The 14,497-nt window shown below is 59.7% G+C and carries 14 protein-coding genes; 11 read left to right on the plus strand and 3 right to left on the minus strand.

Translation table 11 applies throughout. From position 1 onward, the window contains the following. The first annotated feature begins 173 nt into the window (after window positions 1–173). The 4 genes from DW024_RS01555 (at window position 174) to DW024_RS01570 (ending at window position 4,830) form a co-directional block, all read left to right on the plus strand. Window positions 174–1,034, plus strand: coding sequence for a transporter substrate-binding domain-containing protein (locus tag DW024_RS01555; RefSeq protein WP_118376813.1), 861 nt, complete (start codon window positions 174–176; stop codon window positions 1,032–1,034). After that, window positions 1,034–1,687 carry an amino acid ABC transporter permease gene (locus DW024_RS01560; RefSeq protein ID WP_006235606.1) on the plus strand — a complete coding sequence of 218 codons (654 nt, stop codon included), beginning with the start codon at window positions 1,034–1,036 and terminating at the stop codon, window positions 1,685–1,687. Before DW024_RS01555 ends, DW024_RS01560 begins: the two co-directional genes overlap by 1 nt. Continuing rightward, window positions 1,680–2,444 (plus strand): amino acid ABC transporter ATP-binding protein, encoded by a 765-nt coding sequence (locus DW024_RS01565; protein ID WP_117877169.1) that lies wholly within the window; start codon window positions 1,680–1,682, stop codon window positions 2,442–2,444. Before DW024_RS01560 ends, DW024_RS01565 begins: the two co-directional genes overlap by 8 nt. A 310-nt stretch (window positions 2,445–2,754) precedes the next feature. Beyond that, window positions 2,755–4,830 (plus strand): translation factor GTPase family protein, encoded by a 2,076-nt coding sequence (locus DW024_RS01570; RefSeq protein ID WP_118376814.1) that lies wholly within the window; start codon window positions 2,755–2,757, stop codon window positions 4,828–4,830. 112 nt (window positions 4,831–4,942) lie between these two features. Here the strand turns inward: DW024_RS01570 and DW024_RS01575 are convergent, their stop codons facing one another. From DW024_RS01575 to DW024_RS01580, 3 genes are all read right to left on the minus strand, one after another. Next, window positions 4,943–5,908 (minus strand): DNA/RNA non-specific endonuclease, encoded by a 966-nt coding sequence (locus DW024_RS01575; RefSeq protein ID WP_118376815.1) that lies wholly within the window; start codon window positions 5,906–5,908, stop codon window positions 4,943–4,945. A 129-nt stretch (window positions 5,909–6,037) separates the two neighbouring features. Further along, the gene (locus DW024_RS10175) at window positions 6,038–6,313 is read right to left on the minus strand and encodes a substrate-binding domain-containing protein (protein ID WP_199576908.1); all 276 of its coding nucleotides are present in this window, start codon (window positions 6,311–6,313) and stop codon (window positions 6,038–6,040) included. 27 nt (window positions 6,314–6,340) lie between these two features. After that, complete coding sequence (locus DW024_RS01580) at window positions 6,341–7,048, minus strand: LacI family DNA-binding transcriptional regulator (protein WP_199576904.1); 708 nt, start codon at window positions 7,046–7,048, stop codon at window positions 6,341–6,343. Window positions 7,049–7,462: 414 nt separating this feature from the next. Here DW024_RS01580 and DW024_RS01590 point away from each other — a divergent pair, with 414 nt between their 5' ends. From DW024_RS01590 to DW024_RS01620, 7 genes are all read left to right on the plus strand, one after another. Beyond that, window positions 7,463–8,935 carry a PTS fructose transporter subunit IIC gene (locus tag DW024_RS01590; RefSeq protein ID WP_118376817.1) on the plus strand — a complete coding sequence of 491 codons (1,473 nt, stop codon included), beginning with the start codon at window positions 7,463–7,465 and terminating at the stop codon, window positions 8,933–8,935. A gap of 144 nt (window positions 8,936–9,079) precedes the next feature. Next, entirely contained in the window at window positions 9,080–10,348 is a 1,269-nt protein-coding gene (locus DW024_RS01595; protein ID WP_055251764.1) for a class II D-tagatose-bisphosphate aldolase non-catalytic subunit, read from the plus strand. 125 nt (window positions 10,349–10,473) lie between these two features. Continuing rightward, a complete protein-coding gene (gene fsa, locus DW024_RS01600) occupies window positions 10,474–11,157 on the plus strand; it encodes a fructose-6-phosphate aldolase (protein WP_118376818.1) in 684 nt (227 codons plus the stop codon). Between the two features lie 62 nt (window positions 11,158–11,219). Continuing rightward, window positions 11,220–12,050, plus strand: a complete 831-nt coding sequence (locus DW024_RS01605) for a transketolase (protein ID WP_118376819.1) — start codon at window positions 11,220–11,222, stop codon at window positions 12,048–12,050. Continuing rightward, the gene (locus tag DW024_RS01610) at window positions 12,050–12,988 is read left to right on the plus strand and encodes a transketolase family protein (protein WP_118376820.1); all 939 of its coding nucleotides are present in this window, start codon (window positions 12,050–12,052) and stop codon (window positions 12,986–12,988) included. The genes DW024_RS01605 and DW024_RS01610 overlap by 1 nt, the downstream gene beginning before the upstream one ends. A 12-nt stretch (window positions 12,989–13,000) precedes the next feature. Continuing rightward, on the plus strand, window positions 13,001–13,453 hold the full coding sequence (locus DW024_RS01615) for a PTS sugar transporter subunit IIA (RefSeq protein WP_118376821.1): 453 nt from the start codon (window positions 13,001–13,003) through the stop codon (window positions 13,451–13,453). A gap of 243 nt (window positions 13,454–13,696) precedes the next feature. Then, a complete protein-coding gene (locus DW024_RS01620; protein ID WP_118376822.1) occupies window positions 13,697–14,347 on the plus strand; it encodes an HAD family phosphatase in 651 nt (216 codons plus the stop codon). The last annotated feature ends 150 nt before the right edge of the window (window positions 14,348–14,497 follow it).

A 14,497-nucleotide genomic window follows, 5' to 3' on the forward strand; every position in this document is an offset into this window, starting at 1 on the left:
ACTTAATGTGCTTTCCGTCTTGCGCAGGACTGTAGAGCAGGAAACTTAATTATGCGCCGCTCCCCGTCCGCGCCTGGCAAACCCTCCCTTGTACTCTATCAAGGTAAAGTGTATGATGCTGAACGTTACATGACTCACTTTACTTAACTAAAGTGCCACCAAGGGGGAATACCATGAATACCGATATGTCTCGTCGTCAGTTTGTTGGTCTAGCCGGCTCGTTTGCCACGGTGCTTGGCCTTGGTCTTGTCGGTTGTGGCGGCGGTGCCGGTAAGGGCTCTGCTGCCGGCTCTGCTGCGGCCAAGGATACGAAGGGTGCCGCGGAGTCCAAGAAGCTCGTCGTGGGCTTTGACAAGTCCTACCCTCCGTACGGCTTTGTGGGCGACGATGGCGAGTACGCCGGTTTTGACCTCGATCTGGCTAAGGCCGTTGCCGATAAGCAGGGCTGGGATGTCGATTACGAGGCCATCGATTGGGATGCCAAGGACACGCTGCTCAACTCCGGCGCCATCAACTGCATCTGGAATGGCTTTACCATGGAGGGCCGCGAGGACGACTACACGTTCTCCGAGCCTTACATGCTCAACGAGCAGGTGCTCGTGGTCAAGAAGGACGCGGGTATCAAGAGCTGGGACGATCTTGCCGGCAAGACCGTGATTACCCAGACTGATTCCGCTGCGCAGGATGTGCTCGAGGGCGACCAGAAGGATCTGGCCGCGACGTTTGCCACGCTCGATACCATCGGCGAGTACAACACGGCGTTTATGCAGCTCGAGAGTGGTGCAGTCGATGCCGTTGCCTGTGACCTCTCGATCGCTCAGTATCAGCTTGCCGCCAAGCCCGATGCCTATACGCAGCTCGACAAGCCGCTGTCCAGCGAGCACTACGCCGTTGGCTTCAAGAAGGGCGACACCAAGTCCGCCGATGCCGTGACCGAGTCGCTCAAGGCACTCTACGAGGATGGCACGGTCAAGGACCTCTGTGATAAATATGCAGATTACGGTCTGTCTTTCGATAATTGGGTGCTCAAGTAATGTCTATTCAGGTCATGATGCAGATGCTTGGCCAGGGGTTCTTGGTCAGCTTGCAGCTGTTTGTGCTGACGCTGCTGGGGTCGATTCCGCTGGGAATCCCCGTGGCGTTTATGCGCATGAGCAAAATTGCGCCGCTCCGCTGGATTGCGCGCATCTACATTTCGGTCATGCGCGGTACGCCGCTCATGCTGCAGATGTTTGCCATCTACTTTGCCCCGTACTACGTGTTTGGCATTTCGCTCACGCCCGATTCCAAGTGGACGGCGTGCGTCGTGGCGTTCATCATCAACTACGCCGGTTACTTTGCCGAGATCTATCGCTCGGGCTTGCAGTCCATTCCGCGCGGTCAATACGAGGCTGCCGAGGTGCTGGGCTATTCGCGCGTGCAGACTTTTTTGTACATCGTGATGCCGCAGGTCGCTAAGCGTATTTTGCCGGCGATGGGCAACGAGATCATCACGCTGGTCAAGGACACGTCGCTGGCGTTTGCCATTGGCGTGGGCGAGATGTTCTCGACGGCCAAGGCGCTGGTTGCCTCGCAAGTGAGCATGGTGCCGTTTGCGATTGCGGCGCTGATTTACTGGGTCTTTAACTTTGTGGTCGAGATGCTGCTGGGTGCCGCCGAAAAGAAGCTGGACTATTATCATGACTAACTCAGTGATGAAAATCGAAAGCGCGCGCAAGGCGTTTGGCGGCAATGAGGTGCTCAAGGATATCTCACTCGAGGTAAAGCGTGGCGAGGTCGTGGCGATTATCGGGCCTTCGGGCGGCGGTAAGTCCACGCTGCTGCGCTGTGCCACGCTGCTCGAGACACTCGACGGAGGCTCGCTCTCGTTTGGCGACCTTGCCGTTGCGACGGATGCGGGATCGGGCGCGGTCTATGCGAAGGGCGATGTGCCCAAGCAGGCGCGCTCGCGATTCGGCCTGGTGTTCCAAAATTACAATCTGTTCCCGCACTATACGGTGATGAAAAACATCACCGATGCCCCGATCCGCGTGCTCAAGCGCCCGCGCGAGCAGGCGGAGGCGCGTGCGCGTGAGTTGATTGTGCAGATGGGGCTTACGGGCAACGAGAACAAGGTGCCGTGTGAGCTTTCCGGCGGTCAGCAGCAGCGCGTGAGTATTGCCCGCGCCCTGGCACTCGATCCGGAAATCTTATTCTTTGACGAGCCGACTTCGGCGCTCGATCCCGAGCTGACGGCCGAGGTGCTGCGTGTCATTAAGGACCTGGCGGCGCAGAATATGACGATGGTAATCGTGACCCACGCAATGCAGTTTGCGCGCGATGTTGCCGACCGCGTGGTCTTTATGGACGGCGGTCGCATTGTCGAGGAGGGATCTGCCGAGCAGGTTATCGACCATCCGCGCGAGCAGCGCACGCGTGAGTTCTTGAGCCGTATCGAGGGATAGACTCAGGTATTTACTCAACTATTAATTGAGGCGAAGCCGCCACAGGTCTTACGGTCTGTGGCGGCTTTTTGTTTACATCGGCGGGGTTCAATAATTGCCCCACAAGCTTGTCTCTTCCTCTCGCCGCCTGTATTCATGCGCGTGCCGAAAGGTCTGCATGGACAGCCGCCCGTGAGGGTAGGGTGGTGGCATAGGACATTTGGAGGGTGAGTCGGCTCGGCTGCCGATCATGCTGCTCCCGGGACGGCACCGACCGCGAACTCTCCCCGTTGGCGTCGCGCATTGCGCGCGGCCCTGCAAGGAGGTCATCATGGGTGCTCCCAAGACCGGTAACGTAAGGAACGTGGTGCTCGTAGGCCAAGGCGGGGTGGGCAAGACTTCACTCGCCGAGGCCATGCTCCACCTTTCCGGCAAGACCGCCCGCCTTGGCGGCCACGACGGCACCAAGCCCACGCTCGACTATGACCCCGAAGAGGTCAAGCGTGCGTTTTCCATCTCGACGACCATTGCGCCGATCGACTGGAAGGGTGCTCGCATCAATGTGCTCGATGCCCCGTGCTATCCTGATTTTATCGGCGACGCCTTTGCCGCGATGAGCGTCTGCGAGACGGCCCTGTTTGTGGTCGACGCCGAGGCCGGCCCGCAGCCTACGACGGTTAAGCTCTGGTATGCCGCCGAGGATCTGCGCCTGGCGCGTGCGGTGTTCGTAAACCGCCTGTCGCGCTCCGAGGCCAGCTTTGCGACCACAATGGACCTGCTGCAGGAGCGCTTTGGTATGCGCCTGGGCGCCGTGACTCTTCCCTGGGGCGAAGGCGAGGACTTTGACGGCATCATCGACCTGGTGCGCATGAAGGCGCGCCATTGCAACGGCGCCGAGGCCGTTGAGTCGGAGATTCCCGAGGAGTATCGTGCCCAGGCCGAGGAGGCCCATGACCATCTGTGCGAGCTGGTGGTCGAGGCCGACGACGAACTGATGATGAAGTACTTGGAAGGCGAGGAGACGCTGACGCAGGAGGAGCTTGAAGGCCTGCTGTCGAAGGCGATTGCCGAGCGCATCTTTGTGCCGGTCTTTGCGGGCGATTGCATTAAGGAGCAGGGCGTCAACTCGCTGATGGACGACATCGCGACGTACTTTCCGGCGCCGACCGACTACGGCGAGATGCCGCTCATCGACGGCGATTCGCTTAAGATCTCGAGTGACGATGACCGTCCGGTGGCGTTTGTGTTTAAGACGCTGGCCGATCCGCAGCAGGGTCGCATCAGCTTTATCAAGGTGCTGACGGGTACGCTTGAGCCGGGTCTTGAGCTGATCAACGCGCGCACGCGCAAGGGCGACCGTCTGGCTCACCTGTATGTGATGTGCGGTCGCGACATGTCCGAGGTCGGTCACGCCTATGCCGGCGACATCATCGTGGCGCCCAAGCTGGCGGCCGAGACGGGCGATACGCTCTCCATTACCGGTAAGGTCGAGGCTGCGGCGTTTAAGTTCCCCAACTCTCAGTACCGCATCGCCATCGAGGCCGAGAATCGCGGCGACGAAGAGAAGCTCTACACGTTTATCGAGAAGGCCTGCAAGGCAGACCCGACCATGAGCATCGACCGCGACGAGGAGACTGGCCAGACCATTATCTCTGCCGTTGGTGAGGCACAGGTTTCGGTGCTGCTCAACCGTCTGGAGGACCGCACCAAGGTCGCCGCCAAGAGCGTGCCGATCCGCATTCCGTATCGCGAGACCATCCGCCGCACGGCGAGCGCCCAGGGTCGCCACAAGAAGCAGACCGGCGGCGCCGGTCAGTACGGCGACTGCTGGCTGCGCGTGGAGCCGCTCATTGGGCCCGACGGCACGAGCGACGGCTATGAGTTTGTTGACGAGGTCGTGGGCGGTCGCATTCCGCGCTCGCTGATTCCCGCCGTGGACAAGGGCGTCCAGGAGACCATGAAGGACGGTATTATTGCCGGCTACCCGCTCACGGGCATTCGCGTGGCTGTGTACGACGGTTCGTATCACAGCGTCGACTCCAACGAGATGGCGTTCCGCGCAGCGGCTCGCATCGGCCTGCGCAAGGCATGCGCCGATGCCGATCCAGTGGTGCTGGAGCCTATCGAGGAAATCACGGTGACGATCCCCGAGAGCTACGCCGGCGCCGTGATGGGCGACATCTCGGCCTCGCGCGGTCGCGTGACGGGCATGGAGACCGATGAGCGCGGAGACACCGTGGTCATTGCCCAGGCGCCGCTGGCCGAGCTGACGGATTACTCGACGCGCCTGCGCTCCATCACGCGCGGCACGGGCGACTTCACCATGAAGCCTGCAGGCTATGAGCAGGTGCCTTATGACGTTCAGGCCAAGCTGGTCGAGCGCTATGAGGAGGGCCGAGCTAAGTAACGTGTGGCTTTGTCTGTGCCACGCATGTCGATGCAAGGGCCGCTCTGGGTGATCCGGAGCGGCCCTTTTTGATCCCTAGCGGTTTGCAAATCGGTTCTTGTCGTGGGTAGGGCTAGTCCCCTGAGGCCTGATTGCGGCCGGTGGCGTAGTCGATCTGCACATGCGGTTGCAGGTTATAACAGTACACGTGGAAACACAGCGTCTTGCCGTGATCCTCGACCGATTGGGCCTCAAGGCGCACGCCGCGGCAGAGAAGCTCCTCTTCGTTGTACATGGGAGTGACGCGGTAGAGCACATGGTTGCCCGTGTCGTGGATGTAGCCGAGGACCTGCTCTTCAAACGGCAGCATGCCCGTCTCGTTGAGATAGCGCGTGCCGGTGAGGAGATTCTTGCGATTGGCGTTTTCGCCGCAGAGCGACCAGGCGATGAGGTGGCAACGGTTGTAGAGGCTCTGGCCCGGAATAAAGTCGTAGCGCTGCTGGTGCCATCCGGCGGGGTGGATACGCGAGATATCCCCGCGCTTGCCTTGACCGAGCGACTCGGGACCCGCACAGGCGAGCGCTTTGCGGGTGCGGCCCAAGCTGTCGAGCTTGGAGAACTTCTTAAAGCAGCCCTCTTCGGTAGCTCGTTCGTATTCGTCGAGCGTGAATGATGGCGTACCGAGCGGGTGCGTGCTGTCGGTGCGAAGGGCAACGTAGGGGTTGCCGGCGTAGTCGGGAATGCTGCTGAGATATACACCGCGGGCGCGGTTGAGGTCGGGGTTTTCGACCTCGTCGATGGGGGTGGCGACGCTGTCCGCGGAAGCGTCGTCGCCGGTGTCGGTTGCGACGGAATCGGAGCCATTGCCGGAGTCCTCGGAGCTCGCTGTTCCCGATTCGAGCCGGGCGACCAAGTCCGCTTCGTCGTCGGTACGGCTGGGACTCTCGTTTTGCTTCTCGGCCAGAGCCGCCGCCTGCTCATCACTTTGCGGCGACAGCAACTTGGGCGCCCCATCGAGCGATCCCGTAAACAGCGCAAACCCCAGCACCACGGCGGTGCCGATGGAAAGTGCTTGCTTGTAGGCGGACTTGCGCAACATGGGGGCTCCTGGATGGACGGTTGGGAATCTACTAGTCTAGCAGGAGCCGGCAGAGGCCGTTCTGTCGAACAAATACTTAAGATTTGGGACAAACGCCACTGGTTCATTTGCTTCATATTTGACGTATGGCTAGATCGAGGTGGAGTCGAGCCAGTTGAGCTTGCACTCGAGAATGCGCTGCTCGCCGGGTTGGCTGCTGCCGTCAAGCAAGGCGAGCAGCATCTCGGCCGCCTCCCTGCCTTCCTGGTCGACGGGCTCGATGATCGTGGAGACGGTCGGCGTGGTGAGGTTGGTCCAGTCTTCGCAGTTGAGTCCCAAAAGACCTATTTGCTGCGGAAGTAGATGGGCCATGGGTTGGAGGGCCTTGTAGACACGGGGAAGCGCCCATTGGTTTTGTACGAAGATGAGCGTGCGCTTGGCGGGGTTGAACTTCTATTTAAAGTATTCGGTGAGCTCGTTGATTGACGGCTTGTTGTGATCGATGGGGATGGCTTTGTAGAGCTGCCCATTCGCGGCCAATGCCTCGGCATATCCCTGAAAACGTTCCATGCGAGTGCGCATTTCGGTCATGTTGGCGGCGATGGAAAAGAAGTCTTCGTAGCCGGCGTCGAGAAGCGCCTGCGTGGCATTGTACACGCCGTCGTAGAGGTTGGTTTTGATCCAGCTGGTGCCTGGGCTGTAGATGGCCGCGTCAAAAAAGACGACGGGCTTGTCGGCGCGCTTGATGCGGTCGTGGACTGCCTTGAAATTTGCCGTGGGCTGGATGATAAAACCATCGACGCCCAGTGAGAGCATTTTGTCGACATACATGAGCTCGGTCTCGGGGTTAAAGTTGCTCGTGCAAACGACCGTCTGGTAGCCCGCGGGGAGCATGACCTGCTCCATGCCGTTGAGGACGAGGCCCGCCCATTTGTTGGTGTTATCCAAGATGATGATGGCGATGACGTGGGTTTGCTTGCCGGTGAGCGTTTGCGCTTGGGCGTTGGGAACGTATCCGAGTTCCTTGATGACGCGCGCAATCTTTGCCTGCGTCTTCTCGCTAAGCTTTTCTCGTTTGTCGTTGAGGTAATACGAGACGCTTGCCGTCGAGGTTCCCGCCTCTCGAGCGACGTCTGCGATCGTAACGCGCTGTTTTGCCACAGCGACTCCTTCCGACAGATGAGCATTTTCCAACATGATGACTTTGAGTCTTGGTGAGGGATGCGCTTTGGTGAGCGACTTTTCCTTTCATATGAGTATGCAACAAATGCGGTATATGGGTGGGGTCGAAATTTGTGACCGGCATGCGCATCTGCCGTCTACCGAGAAAATCAAATACTTCTTGACTTTTGAAATCGAGGGTAAAATCGCAGGATTCATTTTTAGTTAAACGCATAACTAAATAGCGTAACCAACGCTCTGACCTGCGCGTTTACCGAAATAAACTGGCATTAAGAAAAACGAGCACCTATATTGGTCTTGTCGAAAAGACAGCAAGTCCAAACGGCAGGGGATGCTCCGGAGGCCTCCGCAAACGGTGTCTTGCGCACGCAACTCTATGAAAAGAGGGAAGTAATGAAGATCGTAGGCGTTGCCGCCTGTACCGTGGGTATCGCCCACACGTATATGGCCCAGAAGGCGATTCAGGATGAATGCTCCGCTCGTGGCATCGAGTGCAAAGTCGAGGCTCAGGGTGGTCTGGGTATCGAGAATGAGCTCACGCAGGAAGACGTTGATTCCGCCGACCTGGTGCTCGAGTCCGTCGACGTGGGTGTCGAGAACGAGGACCGTTTTGAGCAAAAGATGGCCGAGGGCAAGTTCCTCAAGGTCGGCACCTCGGATGTAATCGCCGATCCGGTAAAGATTATCGACCAGGCTGTCGAGATCATCAAGGCGACGGGCGGTGCCGTTGACGCGTCCAAGGCCGAGGCCAAGGCAGAGAAGAAGGCCGTCTCCGCTGCCCCGCAGGCCCCGACACCGGCGTCCAAGCAGTCCATCTTTGCCGATCCTGGCAAGACGCTGCTCAATGCATTCAATACCGGTGTTTCCTATTTTATCCCCATCGTCGTTATCGGTGGCGTGTTCCTCGCCTTCTCGTTGACATCCGGTACTGCCGGTGCTAGCGGTATGGAGGTAACCAACCCGTTGATGGTGAGCCTTAATACCATCGGCATGGCCGGTATTTCCATGATGATTCCGGTGCTTGCGGCATACATCGCCTACTCGATGGCCGGCAAGCCCGCGCTCGCCCCCGGTTTTGTCCTGGGCTACTTGGTCAACAACGCCGTCGTCACCCCGAGCGGCAACAGCGTTTCGACTGGCTTCTTGGGCGCCATGATCATGGCAGTTATCTGCGGTTACTTTGTCCGCTGGATGAAGACCTGGAAGGTCAACAACACCATCCAGACCATCATGCCGATCCTGATCATCCCGATTCTGACCTCGCTTGTCCTGGGCATGGCCTACATCTACATCCTGGCCACGCCGCTTGGCTTTGTGATGGATTGGCTCACCAGCGTGCTCGGTAGCCTGCAGGGCGGCTCCGCCGTCGTCTTGGGCCTGGTCATTGGCGTTATGACCGCCTTCGATATGGGTGGCCCCATCAATAAGACCGCTTCGACCTTTACTATGGCCATCATGGCCTCCGGCATCTATGGCCCCAACGGTATGTTCCGCGTCGCCGTCGCCATTCCCCCGATTGCCTGCGGTCTTGCAGCGCTCATTGCCAAGAACAAGTTCGATGACGCCGATCGCCAGATGGGTATCTCCGCACTGTTCATGGGCTGCATCGGCATCACCGAGGGCGCTATCCCCTTCGCGGTCAAGGATCTCGGCCACACCCTTCCTGGCATCTGCATCGGCTCTGCCGTGGGCGCTGCTCTCGCCGCCTTCCAGGGTATCGACTGCTACGTCCCGCACGGTGGCTTTATCGTCGCCCTTGCTACCAACAACGTCGCGCTGTTCTGCCTGGACATCATGATTGGCTCTGTGGTTGCCGCTGCAATCCTGATTGCCATGAAGCCCACGCTCGATAAGCAGGCCAAGTAAACCTTTAAGGACTCCGGTTGTGCGGAGGGATGGATTTGACTCCGCACAACCGCCCCTACACAACAAAATCCATCTGCACTGATAGGGCCCGCATCTGGGTCCCAGGGAACTTTTGTCAAAAATCCTCTGGAGAAGGAGAACAAAATGTCCAATCTTACCATCCGTCAGGCCGTTCAGGGCATGCTCAAGCTGCAGGATAGCGGCGATCACGCAACCATGGTCGGCATTGGCCCCATGAGCCCCAACCTGATTCAGGCCGTGTTCGAGCTTGCCAAGGACGAGGATTTCCCGCCCATGTTTATCGCCAGCCGCAACCAGGTCGATATGGACGAGATGGGCGCCGGCTACGTCAACGGTTGGGACCAGACGCGCTTTGCCGCCGACATCAAGAAGGTTGCCGACGAGGTGGGTTACACCGGTCCGTACTACCTGTGCCGCGATCATGGTGGTCCGTGGCAGCGCGACGAGGAGCGTAACGCCCACCTGCCCGAGGACGAGGCCATGGAGCTCGCCCGCAAGTCCTTCGTCGCCGACATGGAGGCGGGCTTTGACCTGCTGATGGTCGACCCCACCAAGGACCCCTATCAGATCGGCAAGGTTATTCCGCTCGACGTGGTGCTTCGCCGTACGATCGATCTTATCGACTACCTTGAGCAGTACCGTCGCGAGCATAACCTGCCCGAGGTTGCCTATGAGGTCGGTACCGAGGAGACCAATGGCGGCTTGACCTCTACCGATAAGTACGAGGAGTTCATTTCTCAGCTGCAGCCCGAGCTCGAGAAGCGCGGCTGCCCCATGCCCACCTTTATCGTCGGCCAGACCGGCACCCTTACCCGTTGGACCGAGCAGGTCGGTCACTACAACTTCAAGAACGCTCGCGAGCTTGCCGATATGGCCAAGCGCTACGGCGTGGGTCTGAAGGAGCACAACGCCGACTACCTGGATGACGCGACGCTGCTCGAGCACATCCCGGCTCACGTGACGGCCTCCAATGTTGCCCCTCAGTACGGCACCGAGGAGACCCGCGCTTACCTCAAGCTCTGCGCTACCGAGCAGATTCTGGTCGACAACGGCCTGTGCGACGATCCCTCCGACCTGTATCACACGCTGCTGGTCAAGGCTATCAAGACCGAGCGTTGGCGCAAGTGGATGACCGGCGACGACGTCAACCTGCAGGTTGACGACATCCTGGCCGACGACGAGCTCAGCCTGAAGATTCTGGATGTCTCCGGCCACTACGCCTTTAACGATCCCGAGGTCAAGGAGCAGGTCGAGAAACTCTATCGCAACCTCGCTGCCCAGGACATCGACGGCAAGCGCTTTGTGATCGAGCACATCAAGCGCCCGATCAAGCAGTACGTCGTCGGCCTTAACCTCAAGGGCGTCACGAGCCGCATCGAGAAGGCTCTCTAAGTAGCTTTTCCTACACGACGCCGGGTCCGGGGCATGTCCCAGCTGCGGGCCCGGCACATAGGACAAAGGGACATCCCCTTTGTCCTATTTTTTGAGTTTTGGATTCCTTAGAAGGAGTTTGCACCATGAAGTTCTTTATCGATACCGCCAACCTTGACGAGATCGCCGAGGCCAAGAGCTGGGGCTGCCTGGCCGGTGTTACCACCAATCCGTCCCTGTATGCCAAGACCGGCGGTAAGCTCGCCGACTTTGAGCCCCATATGCTCAAGATTGCCGAGCTCTGCGAGGGTCTGCCCGTGTCTGCCGAGTCTACCGCCACCACGGCCGAGGGCATGATCGAGGAGGGCAAGCGCCTTGCCGCTCTGGCTCCCAACATCGTGGTTAAGCTTCCCGTGTGCGAGGCCGGCCTCGCCGCCTGCCGCGCGTTGGCCGATGCAGGCGTGCGCGTCAACATGACGCTTGTCTTCTCGCCGACGCAGGCCCTCATGGCCGCCAACGCCGGTGCCCGCTACATCAGCCCGTTTGTGGGACGCTTCGACGACATCGCCGAGGACGGTATCTCGCAGCTCGACAACGTTGTGACCTGCATCAAGAACTATGACTGGACTGGCAAGAACGTCGACGACACCGTCGAGATCATCACCGCATCTGTCCGCACGCCCAATCACGTGACCCAGGCGGCGCTGCTCGGTGCCGATATCGCGACCGTCCCCATGGTCGCTCTCAAGAAGTGCCTGCATCACCCGCTGACCGACCAGGGCCTTGCCTCGTTCGAGGCCGACTGGAAAAAGGTCGTCGAGGCACAGTAACGATGGTTCTGCCGGCCCAGCATTTGTTATGCCGGGCCGGCGTGCTCAAGAGAGGAAACTCCATGACCGATCAGGATCTGGCCAAGATTGCCAATGAGGTTCGCCGCGGTATTGTCACGGGTGTCCACGCCGCCAAGTCGGGGCATCCGGGCGGATCGCTTGGCGCTGCCGACATTATGACCTACCTCTACTTTGAGGAAATGGATGTCGACCCGGCGAATCCGAGCCGCGCCGAGCGCGATCGCTTTGTGCTCTCCAAGGGACATTGCGCTCCGGCACTCTATGCCGTGCTCGCCGAGCGCGGGTTCTTTCCCAGGGAGGAGCTCGAGACGCTCCGTCATATCGGCAGCCGCCTGCAGGGCCATCCCAATATGAATGACACGCCGGGCGTCGACATGTCTACCGGATCGCTCGGTCAGGGTATCTCCGCCGCGGTTGGAATGGCACTCGCCGCAAAACACTGGGGTGACAGCTACCGCGTCTACACGCTGCTGGGCGACGGTGAGTGCGAGGAGGGCCAGGTGTGGGAGGCGGCAATGTTCGCCGGCAACCACGACCTGGATAACCTTGTCGCTATCGTCGATCACAATGGCCTGCAAATTGACGGCAGTATCGATGAAGTTAACTCGGCTATGCCGCTTGCCAACAAGTTCCGCGCCTTTAAGTGGCATGTGATCGAGCTTGCCGACGGTAACGACATGGCGCAGATTGCAGCCGCCTTTGCCGAGGCCCGCAAAGTGAGCGACTCGCCCGTGGCCATTATCGCCGAGACGGTGAAGGGCAAGGGCGTCTCCTTTATGGAAAACCAGGTGGGCTGGCACGGCAAGGCGCCCAACGATGAACAGTTTGAGCAGGCCATGGCCGAGCTCGCAGCAGCAGGGGAGGAGCTCTAATGGCAGACGTCAAGAAAGTCGCCACGCGCGTTAGCTATGGCGAGGCACTTGTCGAGCTGGGCAATGAGCGCGATGACTTTGTGGTTCTCGATGCCGACCTGGCCGCCGCAACGCAGACCGGTAAGTTTAAGGCTGCGCATCCTGAGCGCTTCTACGATGCCGGCATTGCCGAGAGCAACTTGATGGGGCTCGCCGCCGGCATTGCGACCACGGGTCACGTCGCCTTTGCGAGCACATTTGCCATGTTCGCCGCCGGCCGCGCGTACGAACAAGTGCGTAATTCCATCGGCTATCCGCACCTCAACGTCAAAATCGGCGCCACGCATGCGGGTATATCGGTCGGTGAAGACGGCGCAACGCATCAGTGCTGCGAGGACATCGCGCTCATGCGCACGATCCCGGGTATGACGGTGATCGTTCCCGCCGATGACATCGAGGCTCGCGCTTGCGTGCGCGCCGCCTATGAGTTTGAGGGACCGGTCTACATGCGCTTCGGCCGCCTGGCAACACCGGTCATCAACGACCGCGAGGACTATGAGTTCAAGATTGGTCGCGGCGTGATCGTGCGCGAGGGGTCCGATGTGACCATCGTCGCTTGTGGCCTCATGGTCGCCGAGGCGCTTGAGGCTGCCGAGGCGCTCGCTGCCGATGGTATCGACGCCGAGGTCATCAACATGCACACGATCAAGCCGCTTGATGAGCGCCTGGTGGTTGCCAGCGCCAAGAAGACTGGTCGCGTGGTCACCGCCGAGGAGCATTCGATTATCGGCGGTCTTGGCGAGGCCGTGGCCTCGGTGCTCGCGGAACAGCATCCGGTGCCGATGCGACGCGTCGGCGTGCGCGATGTATATGGCGAGTCCGGCCCTGCGGTCGATTTGCTGCACAAGTACGGTTTGGACGCCGACGGCATCGAAGCCGCGGTCAGGTCCGTGTTGTAAGGAAGGTTTTCCATGGGGTTTGTATCTGCCAACCAAGTGACGATTGGCTACGCTGCCGCCTCGCGCGAGGACGCGCTGCATTATCTGTCCGAGCAGGCTGTTGAGCTTGGTTTTGCCGATGACGCATCTGCTGTAGAGGCGGCTTTTATTGCTCGCGAAAACGAGGCCGAGACTGGTCTCGTCGCCGGTTTTGCCGTTCCGCATGCCAAGAGCGATGCGATCCATATGCCGGGCGTGTCCGTGCTCAAGCTGTCCGAGCCTGTTGAGTGGCCGAGCTTTGATGGCGTGCCCGTCGATGTGGCGCTCGCGCTGTACGTGCCCGCCGGCGAAGCGGGAACCACGCACCTGCGTCTGCTCTCCAAGGCTGCCGTGATGCTGATGGATGCCGGCTTCCGTGACAAGGTGCGCGAAAGCGCCGATCCCGCCGAGATCGCGGAGCTTATTAACGCCGGGCTCGAGGGCTAGGTGCAACCAGCCCGCTCAATCTATTGATCCTTCTCCAAGGAGCAGGGCCGCGACGCTATAGGCGTCGCGGCCCTGTTTGCGTTTCCCCAGATAAAACCTGCCAAAATAAACCTGTCCCTTTTTGGCAGGTTACGTCATAAAGCTTCTGTCTATGTAACGAAAGTACAATATGATATATACGTTATATACAAGTTTGTGACGTGCAGTAGATTTGCGGCAACGCAAGCCGATGAAGGGGTCGATATGATCAAGGCTGTCATTTTTGACATGGACGGAACGCTGGTCGATACCGAGCGTTTGGACATGAGGGCATGGAAGGTGGGCGCTGCCGAGCTGGGGGTTGCGATTGATGATGCGCTGGTCCACCAGTTTATCGGTCGCTCGATGCCTGATGTCAGGGACATCCTTGAGGAGCATTACGGCAGCCGCGAAATCGTCGAGACGGTCGAAGCCCACTACAGGGATGCTCTCGACGAGATGGTCAAGACCGATCTGGAGCTTAAGGCCGGCGCCGCCGAGTGCCTGGACGAGCTGCTGGCTGCGGGCTATCACGTGGGTCTTGCGACGTCGTCGCGCCACGTTGCGGCCGAGCGCAACCTTAAGACGGTCGGCCTCTTTGATAGGTTTGAGACGGTGACCTGCAACGAGGACACCCTGAACGGCAAGCCCGATCCCGAGATCTACCTGCTCGCCTGCGAGCGCGCGGGCTTTGCTCCCGAGGAGTGCGCCGTGGTCGAGGATTCCCGCAACGGCTGCGTCTCGGGCATCACGGCCGGCTGCCACGTCTTTGCCGTTCCCGATATCGTGCCGCTGCCGCAGGACGTGGCGGACGGCTGCGAGACGGTACTCGATACGTTGTTCGATCTGGGGGCGGCGGTCAAGGCCGTGAGCTAAAGGTATGCGCCGAGGTTGATGACGGTAGCTTCGGCGTGGCCCCGCTTGCGTTTTCCCAGATAAAACCTGCCAAAATAAACCTGTCCTCTTTTGGCGGGTTGGCGGGGCAATGCCCGCCGCAACTTAGGACACGGTTGGGATGTGTACGCT

It is taken from the genome of Collinsella sp. AF37-9 (assembly GCF_003475115.1).
GTDB lineage: Bacteria > Actinomycetota > Coriobacteriia > Coriobacteriales > Coriobacteriaceae > Collinsella.

Bases quoted from the DNA above. Each gene is read 5' to 3' on its own strand.
- DW024_RS01555 (WP_118376813.1), top strand. From the start codon at position 174: ATGAATACCGATATGTCTCGTCGTCAGTTTGTTGGTCTAGCCGGCTCG.
- DW024_RS01560 (WP_006235606.1), top strand. From the start codon at position 1,034: ATGTCTATTCAGGTCATGATGCAGATGCTTGGCCAGGGGTTCTTGGTC.
- DW024_RS01565 (WP_117877169.1), top strand. From the start codon at position 1,680: ATGACTAACTCAGTGATGAAAATCGAAAGCGCGCGCAAGGCGTTTGGC.
- DW024_RS01570 (WP_118376814.1), top strand. From the start codon at position 2,755: ATGGGTGCTCCCAAGACCGGTAACGTAAGGAACGTGGTGCTCGTAGGC.
- DW024_RS01575 (WP_118376815.1), bottom strand. From the start codon at position 5,908: ATGTTGCGCAAGTCCGCCTACAAGCAAGCACTTTCCATCGGCACCGCC.
- DW024_RS01590 (WP_118376817.1), top strand. From the start codon at position 7,463: ATGAAGATCGTAGGCGTTGCCGCCTGTACCGTGGGTATCGCCCACACG.
- DW024_RS01595 (WP_055251764.1), top strand. From the start codon at position 9,080: ATGTCCAATCTTACCATCCGTCAGGCCGTTCAGGGCATGCTCAAGCTG.
- fsa (WP_118376818.1), top strand. From the start codon at position 10,474: ATGAAGTTCTTTATCGATACCGCCAACCTTGACGAGATCGCCGAGGCC.
- DW024_RS01605 (WP_118376819.1), top strand. From the start codon at position 11,220: ATGACCGATCAGGATCTGGCCAAGATTGCCAATGAGGTTCGCCGCGGT.
- DW024_RS01610 (WP_118376820.1), top strand. From the start codon at position 12,050: ATGGCAGACGTCAAGAAAGTCGCCACGCGCGTTAGCTATGGCGAGGCA.
- DW024_RS01615 (WP_118376821.1), top strand. From the start codon at position 13,001: ATGGGGTTTGTATCTGCCAACCAAGTGACGATTGGCTACGCTGCCGCC.
- DW024_RS01620 (WP_118376822.1), top strand. From the start codon at position 13,697: ATGATCAAGGCTGTCATTTTTGACATGGACGGAACGCTGGTCGATACC.